General features: G+C 30.3%; 11 protein-coding genes. 3 read left to right on the forward strand and 8 right to left on the reverse strand.

Translation table 11 applies throughout. From position 1 onward, the window contains the following. Positions 1 to 155: 155 nt before the first annotated feature. From CCE28_RS12785 to ppnP, 3 genes are all read right to left on the reverse strand, one after another. Positions 156 to 575: a DUF2383 domain-containing protein gene (locus tag CCE28_RS12785; protein WP_095134117.1), complete on the reverse strand. Its 420-nt coding sequence runs from the start codon at positions 573 to 575 to the stop codon at positions 156 to 158. Between the two features lie 54 nt (positions 576 to 629). Continuing rightward, entirely contained in the window at positions 630 to 1,262 is a 633-nt protein-coding gene (locus tag CCE28_RS12790) for a tRNA-uridine aminocarboxypropyltransferase (RefSeq protein WP_095134118.1), read from the reverse strand. A 144-nt stretch (positions 1,263 to 1,406) separates the two neighbouring features. Beyond that, positions 1,407 to 1,688 carry a pyrimidine/purine nucleoside phosphorylase gene (ppnP, locus tag CCE28_RS12795; RefSeq protein WP_095134119.1) on the reverse strand — a complete coding sequence of 94 codons (282 nt, stop codon included), beginning with the start codon at positions 1,686 to 1,688 and terminating at the stop codon, positions 1,407 to 1,409. 217 nt (positions 1,689 to 1,905) lie between these two features. On the opposite strand from ppnP, the gene CCE28_RS12800 reads away from it, so the two are divergent. Beyond that, positions 1,906 to 2,433 (forward strand): NUDIX hydrolase, encoded by a 528-nt coding sequence (locus CCE28_RS12800; RefSeq protein ID WP_095134120.1) that lies wholly within the window; start codon positions 1,906 to 1,908, stop codon positions 2,431 to 2,433. A gap of 124 nt (positions 2,434 to 2,557) precedes the next feature. On the opposite strand, the gene CCE28_RS12805 is transcribed toward CCE28_RS12800, so the two are convergent. Then, the gene (locus CCE28_RS12805; protein WP_095134121.1) at positions 2,558 to 3,775 is read right to left on the reverse strand and encodes a B12-binding domain-containing radical SAM protein; all 1,218 of its coding nucleotides are present in this window, start codon (positions 3,773 to 3,775) and stop codon (positions 2,558 to 2,560) included. Positions 3,776 to 3,832: 57 nt separating this feature from the next. After that, on the reverse strand, positions 3,833 to 4,294 hold the full coding sequence (locus CCE28_RS12810) for a hypothetical protein (protein ID WP_095134122.1): 462 nt from the start codon (positions 4,292 to 4,294) through the stop codon (positions 3,833 to 3,835). Positions 4,295 to 4,444: 150 nt separating this feature from the next. On the opposite strand from CCE28_RS12810, the gene CCE28_RS12815 reads away from it, so the two are divergent. Then, on the forward strand, positions 4,445 to 6,013 hold the full coding sequence (locus CCE28_RS12815) for a B12-binding domain-containing radical SAM protein (RefSeq protein WP_095134123.1): 1,569 nt from the start codon (positions 4,445 to 4,447) through the stop codon (positions 6,011 to 6,013). 52 nt (positions 6,014 to 6,065) lie between these two features. Here CCE28_RS12815 and CCE28_RS12820 read toward each other — a convergent pair whose 3' ends face one another. The 3 genes from CCE28_RS12820 to CCE28_RS12830 all read right to left on the reverse strand — a co-directional run bounded on the left by CCE28_RS12820 (position 6,066) and on the right by CCE28_RS12830 (position 8,631). Then, complete coding sequence (locus CCE28_RS12820) at positions 6,066 to 6,881, reverse strand: MerR family transcriptional regulator (protein ID WP_095134124.1); 816 nt, start codon at positions 6,879 to 6,881, stop codon at positions 6,066 to 6,068. A gap of 211 nt (positions 6,882 to 7,092) precedes the next feature. After that, positions 7,093 to 7,734: a polyprenyl diphosphate synthase gene (gene uppS / locus CCE28_RS12825; RefSeq protein ID WP_095134125.1), complete on the reverse strand. Its 642-nt coding sequence runs from the start codon at positions 7,732 to 7,734 to the stop codon at positions 7,093 to 7,095. 87 nt (positions 7,735 to 7,821) lie between these two features. After that, positions 7,822 to 8,631, reverse strand: a complete 810-nt coding sequence (locus CCE28_RS12830; RefSeq protein WP_095134126.1) for an FUSC family protein — start codon at positions 8,629 to 8,631, stop codon at positions 7,822 to 7,824. A 143-nt stretch (positions 8,632 to 8,774) separates the two neighbouring features. Here CCE28_RS12830 and CCE28_RS12835 point away from each other — a divergent pair. Then, on the forward strand, positions 8,775 to 9,596 hold an 822-nt coding region (locus CCE28_RS12835), incomplete at its 3' end, for a cupin domain-containing protein (RefSeq protein ID WP_176461813.1).

Raw genomic sequence — 9,596 nt, forward strand, 5'->3', positions numbered from 1 at the left:
TTATTTTACTACATTTTTACAATCTTCTTTCATGAACTATTCTATAGAAAATAAAAAATTCCTTTCTTGTTTATGGTAGTTATACTAGAAAAAAATTAATTAAATTCTTTAATAAGGATAAGTATATGAGGTAAAAAACTATAACTAAAAAGGGGTTACATTAACTTATTTAATGTATCTGCAGATTCTTCATAATCCTTTAACACATGGTTTAATATGGACTTAGTTTTAACATCAACGTTCTCTTTTAAATTATTCCTTACAAAATCTACTCCCATATAAATGCCATCTATAGCAGCTTTTACAGCCTCTTTGTCACTTTTATTACGAACTTCCATTTTCAATTTCATATCTCCATAGACACCTTTTAATCCTAAAGTCTCATCTGGCATCTCGCCCATATCTTGTATATGTCTAGCTAAATCAGATATATTTTGCCGATGCTTTTGTTGTATATTTTGAAATGTGCTTTTTACCATTTTATCTTGAACTTCATCGATTAGTACATTAAAGGACTCCACAGCCATATGTTCTCCTTCTAGTACTTTATTTAATGTCTTAACATTCTTATTCATTGGTAACTCTCCTTCACAATATATTTAAACTATTATGAAGCTAGTATATGCAAATTATACATTTTTTAATTCGTGGCCACAGACTCCTGCTTTATATGATTTAACAAATAAATGAAATATGTCATTTACCCTTTGGGCTTCTACACTTTCATTATTCATTTTAAGAAGTTCTATACAAGCTTCTATGGTGCATAAGGACTCTATGCCACGCCTTAAATCATATTCTGTCTTTAATTTTCCCTCTAAGGGTAATATAGGTAGCTTATCTAGGTAATAGCTTTTTCTTAATATTCTTCTAGCCTCTTTCCAAGTTCCATCTATCAATATGAAAAGAGGTATTTTTTCTGACCTATTAAAGGATTTTTTTCTTTTTTCAAGTTCTTCATTATATATAGGAAATACTATATATGGGTCATATTTAGGATTATCTATCATATGTATAAGTTCCTTTGGCTCTCCAGTTCTCTCCCATATTAATATTTTAGTTTTATCTTCGTTTAAAAGTTTTAATAATCTGGCCGTATTAGATGGCTTTTTTACTTCCCTTAAGGTAGAGAGTATTACAAACTCTGCCTCTGTATTTATTTTTTCATATTTATCACAAATACATGTTACTAATGGTAGTCCACAATTATTACAACTTTTATATTTACTAGTTATTTCTTTTACTTTGAATTTTTCTTCCATATTGCCTCCAATAATGTTATATATACTTACCAATACTAGTATACACTTTTCTTATAATCTCTATCAATCCCTACAAATGACCACTGTCTTTTATTCTATTAAAAAAAGATAGAAATGAATATTTTCTATCTTCTTTAATACTTTTTATTTATAAAAACATATGTATGAAATTTCTTCTTTAACATTAACTTGGAACTTTTCATTTGCTTCTACTATGAATGTTTCATTCTCTTTAAAATCCTTCCATTGATCTGTACCTGGAAGCTTTACTAACATTTTACCACTAGTTACAGTCATAAATTCCTTTTGACTTGTTCCAAACTCATATTCACCTACAGCCATAACTCCTATAGTAGCTGGTCCCTTCTCTGGATTAAAACCAATAGACATTACTTCACCTTCAAAATATTCATTTGTTTTAAACATTTTTACCCCTCCTAAGTTTTATATATTTTCTTTTTTTCACATAACCAAATTATACAAGCTTTTTTTGCCAGTGTCCATGTTTTAATTTCATTTTTGTAAATTTTATTTACATTCGTGAAATTTATTCTTTTGTGATACGAGTAGCCCTATAAGAAAAGGTATGATACAATATTTAAGCCGTTGTTTAATTAAAAAACTTAGAAACGAGGTATTTTACATGAGATTATTGAAGAAAATGATACACCAGGATATAGCAGAAATAAAAGGGAATATATATGAAAGAAAAGCAGCACGTGGAATTATATTAAAGGGTGAAGATATTTTACTTTTATATACAAAGAGATACAACGATTATAGTTTTCCAGGTGGTGGAGTAGATTTAGAAGAAAATTTGATTGAAGGTTTAAAGAGAGAATTAGAAGAAGAAACAGGGGCTAAGAATATTAAAGTAATTGACGAATACGGATTACTAGATGAGTATAGAAGCTGTTACTACGAAGGTTATGACTTAATGCACATGACTTCTTATTTCTATGTATGTGACATAGATGATGAACTAGGAGAAACTCATCTAGAAGATTATGAGATTTCTAATGGTATGGATGCTAGATGGGTAAACATTCATGATGCCATAGCTCACAACAAAAAAGTCATTGATTCAAAAGAAGATAGCATGGGCCTTTCCATTGAGCGTGAAACCTTTGTATTAGAATTAGTAGCTAAAGAATTAATAAAAAAGAAATAATACCTTTTATAATTCCATTAGAGGTTATACTAAGATTTAGAAACCTATAAAGGCTAAAATCCATTCATAAATAAAGCCTCCATAGGTTTCTAAGTTTTAAAATTAATCAATATTTAAATTTATACTATATAAATTTAGGTAATACTTTTAGATACTTCAAGTAACGTCTTAAAGTATAAGTCTTCTCTTCAAAATATTTAACACCCTTTTCTATTTCTATAGGTGACATTTTAGGATGTTTATAGACTGTATGTCTACCATCATACTTTGACCAATCTCTCGTAATTAACCGTCCGTCTTTTTCCATTGTCTCAAATAACTTAGTTCCTGGAAAAGGAATAGCTATAACAGAATGGCACACATCTAACTCTATCTCATCTACAAATTTTAAAACCTCATGAAAAATAGTTTCATCATGTTCATCAAATCCAAATAACATGGCCGAATCTACAGCAATTCCATACTGGTGGAATTTCTTTATATATTCTTTTACTCTCTCTCTACTAACAAAGCCTTTTCCCACATTTTTCAATGCATCATTGGATGGCGTCTCTATTCCAACGAGTAAATATGTTAATCCACTTTCAGCAGCCAATTTTAAAAGTTCATCATCTTCTGCAAGTAAAATTGTAGTTTCTCCTACCCATTTTATTTTCAGTGGAATTAAGGCCTTAAATAATTTCTTGGCATACTCCCTGTCAGAAGTTAAATTATCTGAGTGTAATTCAACTATAGATGCTCCAGAGTTTTTGATTTCTTCTACAATAGCCTCAACTGGTCGATACCTAATATTACCAAAGAATGGATGAACTGCACAAAATGCACATCTATTATTGCAGCCTCTTGAAACTAATACAGACCAAACTCCCTTATATACAGATTTATCTATTATGTTTGTGGGATAAGACTTAAGTACCGACATATCAACTGGTGTTTCACGTTCATATATAGTTTTTAATGTACCTCTTTTATAATCCTCTAGTAGTTCTTCCCAGATTCCCTCTGCCTCTCCTACAATAACAACATCTCCATATTGAATTGCTTCTTCTTTATTAAAAGTTGGGTGTAACCCTCCTAATACAACTATTTTATCTCTTTTTCTAAATTCAAAGGCAAGTTCATATGCCCTTATAGCATCTGGAGTAGACATAAATATTCCAATTATTTCAGCATTAGTTTCAAAATTCACTTTCATATCCATAGTCTCATCTACCATTTCAATATGAACATCACTAGGAGTGCAAGCTGCTACTGAGAAAATATTCTGAGGGGGTGCCCCCATATATTTCTTGTATTTCTTAAATTCACTTTCAGCTGAAGCCTTGATTAAACATACTTTCATTACTGTATCACCTCATTATTTAATTCTAAAAACATTAGTTTTGACCTTGCGTTCTATTCATGACATATCTTTTCTGTTACGTAATATGTTCAACTGATCAAAGTCTTTTTCAAGTTTTACCTTTTGTTCTGGTGTAAGTATTTTTCCTAGAGATGTGATCATTTCATCAAAAGGAAGTAACACCTTAAGCGTTTTTTCTGAAATCCAATAATCATCAACAATACTGTAGAATTCCTCAATTAATTTTTCTGCATCAGTATATTCTCCATCTGTAAATGCCCTGTCAATCTCTTCAAAAATATTTCTAGCCCTTTTTTCATCTTCTTCATTTAACTTAAAAGGTAAAATTTCAAGATAATTTTCAAAGGAATATTTATAACTTGTAGAATGTGTTAATTTAGGTAAGGCAACAGTCTTAATGCTATTTTTCTTAGGTACTTCATTGGCAAAAGCAGTATTCCCTAACAATAAGGAACAACTTAATATTACAGTAATAATTTTTTTTAATGTTTTATTCATAAAAATCCTCTCCTTGCATCGTGTATTTATGTAAGTTCATTATAAAGATTAGAGTAACTCCAATGTCAATATGAAAAATTCCATGTTGACCCTAGTGCTTCTCTAAGGTATATAATAGAATTGTAATTCAAACGTAAAAGGAGAATAATTATGCAAGTTACTTTGATAAAAGCTTCTGCTGACTCTGAATTTAAGAAGTATAAAGCTAGTATGGGCGGACCTCCTCAGAATATTTTTTCTGTTGCGGCAACTACTCCAGAAAACATTCAAGTTGAATTAATTGATGAGACAGTAGGGATGAAAGTTAAATACAATACAAAATCAGAAATCATTGGAATATTCATGTCCACTCCAGATGCCATAAGGGCATATGAAATTGCAGATAAATTTAGAAAGAAAGGTAAAGTAGTTGTTTTAGGTGGTCTTCACCCAACATTTTTACCAGATGAATCTCTGTTACATGCTGATGCAATAATACGTGGAGAAGCTGAAGGCTGTTGGGAACAAATTATTAAAGATGTAGAAAACAATGTACTTCAAAAGCAATATAAACAGGATGAGCCCTTTGATTTATCAAAACTGAATCCTTATCCAACTAATATCGTAAATATGAGCTGGTATGGTAACATTTGGTCAGTTGTAGTTGGCAGAGGATGTAATCATGGTTGTAGATACTGTGTTGTAAATCCTTTTTTTAAGAGTTGTAGATTTAGACCTATTGAACATGTAATTGCTGAAATCAAACAATGTGGCGCAAAGCTAATTGAACTACATGCAGATAATCTAATAGCTAATCGAGATTATGCAATTAGTCTCTTTAAAGCAATGGAACCTCTAAACATTCAGTGGATGGGGGAAGCAACTATAATGATTGCTGAAGATGACGAATTACTAGACTGGGCTGTTAGAAGTGGTTTAAAATATATGCTAATAGGTATAGAAACCCCTTCTAAAGAAGCTCTGGAGTCTGTTGGCAAAGGTTTTATAGATGTGGATAATGTTAAAAAGTACGTTAAAAAACTTCAGTCTAAAGGTATCCAATTAGATGCAAGCTTCTTATTTGGATTTGATGCCCATAAAAAGAATATCTTTCAAAGAACTCTAGATTACGCAAAGGAAGTTGGAGTCGATGAATGTCATGGTGTTATAATGACTCCATTTCCAGGCACTCCACTTTATAGACAGATGAAAAAAAAGGGGCGAATTAATACAGAAGACTGGTCAAAATATGATTGTACTCACGCAGTATTTGATCCAATTGGTATGACTCCAAAGGAACTGGAGGATGGTACTTGGTGGTTTGATGTGGAGTTTCACAAGTGGCAAAAGAAAAATAAAAAAGTTCCCAAACCTCCTGTCATTCCTCCTCCAAGTCCTAATAGATCAACAAATTCTTCCCAAAGTAGTGATAGCCTTGGATCTGTAAGAAGTATGGCATTTACAAATCCATCTGATTTTAAATGGAGAACATTTTTAGCTCTGGGATTAATCGCTACAAGTTTATTCATGAACTGGAATTGGATTTGGTCTGTATTTTTCTTATACTGGGCCATTTTAGATATTAAATCTGGTTATACTTTCAGTGTTGAACCTATAAGTAGAAATGAAAATCCGATTTTATACTGGCTTATTATTATTCTGTGGCTTGGATTAGCAATATATTCCATATATGATGTAGTTATAAATCTTTATGTAGATTGGTTTTACCTAAATTTATAAATTTCATCTAAGAAATTTATTCACAAAAATAACCCTAGAAATATATCCAGGGTTATTTTTTATTTTTTTCCTCTATAGGTATCCATATTTCAGCAACATATTCACTTTTATGATCCCCATCACATAAGTTTATAATAGACCTTTCAACTGCATCCCCAGCTATATTAAATCCATTTTTATCTATCCAACTCATCATATTTATATATTTACTATAGATATCACTGTAGTCTCCTTTGTAAATAGAAAATGCACAAGACCTACTAGGAAAATACTCTAGTTTCACATTTTTAGATTTACATTCATATTCTGAGATCATTCCATATCGATAGGTACCTCCATATTGAAAAAAATTCTCTTTACATGTAATCATTGTAAATCTCGATACAGATGTCCATTCACTATCAATTCCTTTATTTAACTCCAAAATCTTATTATAATCAAAATCTTCTTCCTGGCCATTCCACGGAACAGTTACAGCCCACATTTTAGGACATGTCTTTATAGAAATCTTATTAATATCATCATCTAACTTTGTAAGTTGATATTTCAAGTCACTTATACTTTCTTTTAATGCCCTTAAATACTCCATCTTATTTTGTATTTTTTCTTCTTGTGTTCCTAACAAATCTATGAGTTTAGACGTATCTTTTCTATGTAATGTATCTTTTATTCCTTCTAACGAAACATCTAAGCCTTTCAATAAAAGAATCATATATATTAGATCAAATTGTTCTCTACTATAATATCTATAATTATTCTCTTCATTCTTCCTAGGCTTGAGTAATCCTATTTTATCGTAGTACCTAAGGGTGTCTGTGGAAATATTAAATATACTAGCAACTTCCCCTATTAAATAATATTCTTTCATTCATTTTCTCCTTATTATTTATTAGTATCATTTTTTAGTTAACTCTAGAAATAGCTAAATTTCTATTGCTAGGCTAATATTACCACAATATTTTTTCAAATAAAATCCTTTAATACATAATCCTCATTAAATTAGTATATAAAAAAAGAAGAGAATAACTAATTCTTTCTCTTCTTTACATATATGTCATCTTATATTAATAATATACTTTTTATCCTCCAAGGGTTATATCTTGCGTATTATACCAATTTAGAGCATCATAAAAATGTTCTTCCTTAAAATCTGGCCAATAATCATCTACTACGTAAAAATCTGCATAAATAGACTGGACAGGTAAAAAACCACTAAGACGTCTTCTTCCTCCCCATCTTATTATTAGATCCAATCTAGATACATCATTAGAATAAATATGATCTATAATTTTTTTATTGCTACTATCACTATTTTTTAAATAATTTAAGTCCCATTTCCAACCATAGTTAACTAAAAAATTAACTTTAATTCCTCCATTACCCAAGTTTTGCCTTGTAGTATAAGGCATTAATTCTTGTGGAAACATGGGTGACTCTGTATTTCCCACCACAAGCAGTGATGCATTTTCCTTTGATAGTTTCTTTACTGCATTTACACAGGCATCCGTAAAGGCAAGTCTTTGTTCTTTAGGTCTCTTAGTATTATCTGTGGTAAATCCATAATAGGTTATTTCCTTTATCCCTACCTTTTCACAAAGCTTAAATACTTCTACTCCCACATCTAGACCTTCATCATATCCCTTTTCCTTTGTCATCCCTTTAGACGTGGCCCATCTTCTATTTCCATCAGGGATTACCCCTATATGATCTGGTATTCTCATCTATATCACCTCTATATTCTTCTTTCATTCTTCTATTATTGACATAGATTCAAGAGGTAATACTATATAATTACATTCTTTTAAAAATTATTCTTCCTTAAGTAGCTTATTTTTTATGCCTATTAATTTCCTTATATGATATTGCTCTATATCCTCATTCATACCCTCCTTAATGGAATTTAGAATGAATATATGGCTATATACACTCCTAAATAGAGTTAAGTGTTCCATATATAATTTAATGTCTAGATTATGCCTTTCACTATTTATCTCCTTATGATAAAACTGTATTACAGTTCTAAATTCATGCATTTTCAATCTGAATCTCTCTAAATTTTTTATCCTTTTAAATTCACCATTATCATAAATATTATCTTTTATAAAATCTATTAATTCTTCATTCAATCCAGTTAATTTTTCAAAAGGATTTGGTGGCTTTATATGATAATTCACAATCATTGCTATTATAATTCCTATGAATGTCTCTAGTAACCTATGTATTACATGGGTAGTTGGATCAAAATTTTGTACTACATTTACTCTAAAACTTATAACTAAAAACACTACACATGCTATGGATATTAAATCACTTTTTTCAAGGAAATTACATAGATATATTATTCCTACAATCCCAAAGGGAATTGCATATATATTCTCTGGCATGAACAATAGATATATTAAGGAAAAAACTCCTCCTATTACAGTTCCTATCCCCCTTTTTATAGCCATTTCTGACGATCCTATTATGGAACTTTGAATGCATAAAAAGGCAGTCCAGGTAGCATAAAAGGGTGCTTCAAAGCCCAATACATTACTTACAACCATGGCCAATATGGTTGCTATAAAAGTCTTTATACTTCTCATACCTATTTTAGGTAGCTTAAATTTTTTACTCACAAATAATACCTCTCTTAATTAACTATCTTTTCATATTTTCCATGAATCATATAGTATATATACCACTTTATACAAATTCTATTCTGCCATTATATGTTATAATATCTTAAAATCTCAAATTATACTTTAGGATGGTGAATATAGTGAACAGCAATAATATGCAAACTTTCCCGTGGGGGCATATAGAATGGTTTATAAATGAATCCATGTTAAATGTGGCAATTACTACTATTTTACCTGGGCAAAAACAAGCCCCCCATATCCATTATGGCAATGAGCAGTTCATTTACGTCCTGTCAGGTTCAGGGAAACAGTTCATAGATAATGAATATAGCAAAAAAGAACCTGGTATGATGTTTCATATTAAGGCTGGATCATGTCACGAAACTATAAATACTAGCACTGAGCCCTTAGTAGAGTTATTAGTGTCTGTTCCCATAAACTATGAGTATGATTTTTTCACAGAAGACAAACCAAGTTCCTTTTATCCTATAGATAATGTTAGTAAAAAGATTAATCTGGATGAGGATATGGAATATATATATGATAAATTAATCAAACCTTTAAATATTCCCATATGTATATTTGACAATGAGGGAAAATGCTTAATAGAAGGAAAGGACTATCCTTTCTTTTGTAAAGATAGGTGTAATGTTCACAAGTGTATTAATAACTGTTCCCTTTATAAAATAGATGACAATTATTCCACACCGCCTACAAAAAATTCTTCCGCTATTTTATGCGAACATGGAATAAGTATATTTATTTTTCCTTTAATATATGATAATTCCTTCATAGGCACTATTAAAGGTGGTCATTTTAAAGAAAACTATACAAATGATCCCACAGATTTTAATTCTTTTATTACACCTAAGAGTACTATTTTATCCATATTTCAACTCATGAATAAATTGAGAAACCAAATTATTAATTACTATATTTTAAAAAATACTAAAATGGAGTTA

The organism is Anaeromicrobium sediminis, from assembly GCF_002270055.1.
In the GTDB taxonomy this organism is placed as follows: domain Bacteria; phylum Bacillota; class Clostridia; order Peptostreptococcales; family Thermotaleaceae; genus Anaeromicrobium; species Anaeromicrobium sediminis.

Coding starts and splice junctions, on each gene's coding strand:
- ppnP (WP_095134119.1), bottom strand. CDS start 1,688: ATGTTTAAAACAAATGAATATTTTGAAGGTGAAGTAATGTCTATTGGT.
- CCE28_RS12800 (WP_095134120.1), top strand. CDS start 1,906: ATGAGATTATTGAAGAAAATGATACACCAGGATATAGCAGAAATAAAA.
- uppS (WP_095134125.1), bottom strand. CDS start 7,734: ATGAGAATACCAGATCATATAGGGGTAATCCCTGATGGAAATAGAAGA.
- CCE28_RS12820 (WP_095134124.1), bottom strand. CDS start 6,881: ATGAAAGAATATTATTTAATAGGGGAAGTTGCTAGTATATTTAATATT.
- CCE28_RS12805 (WP_095134121.1), bottom strand. CDS start 3,775: ATGAAAGTATGTTTAATCAAGGCTTCAGCTGAAAGTGAATTTAAGAAA.
- CCE28_RS12810 (WP_095134122.1), bottom strand. CDS start 4,294: ATGAATAAAACATTAAAAAAAATTATTACTGTAATATTAAGTTGTTCC.
- CCE28_RS12815 (WP_095134123.1), top strand. CDS start 4,445: ATGCAAGTTACTTTGATAAAAGCTTCTGCTGACTCTGAATTTAAGAAG.
- CCE28_RS12785 (WP_095134117.1), bottom strand. CDS start 575: ATGAATAAGAATGTTAAGACATTAAATAAAGTACTAGAAGGAGAACAT.
- CCE28_RS12790 (WP_095134118.1), bottom strand. CDS start 1,262: ATGGAAGAAAAATTCAAAGTAAAAGAAATAACTAGTAAATATAAAAGT.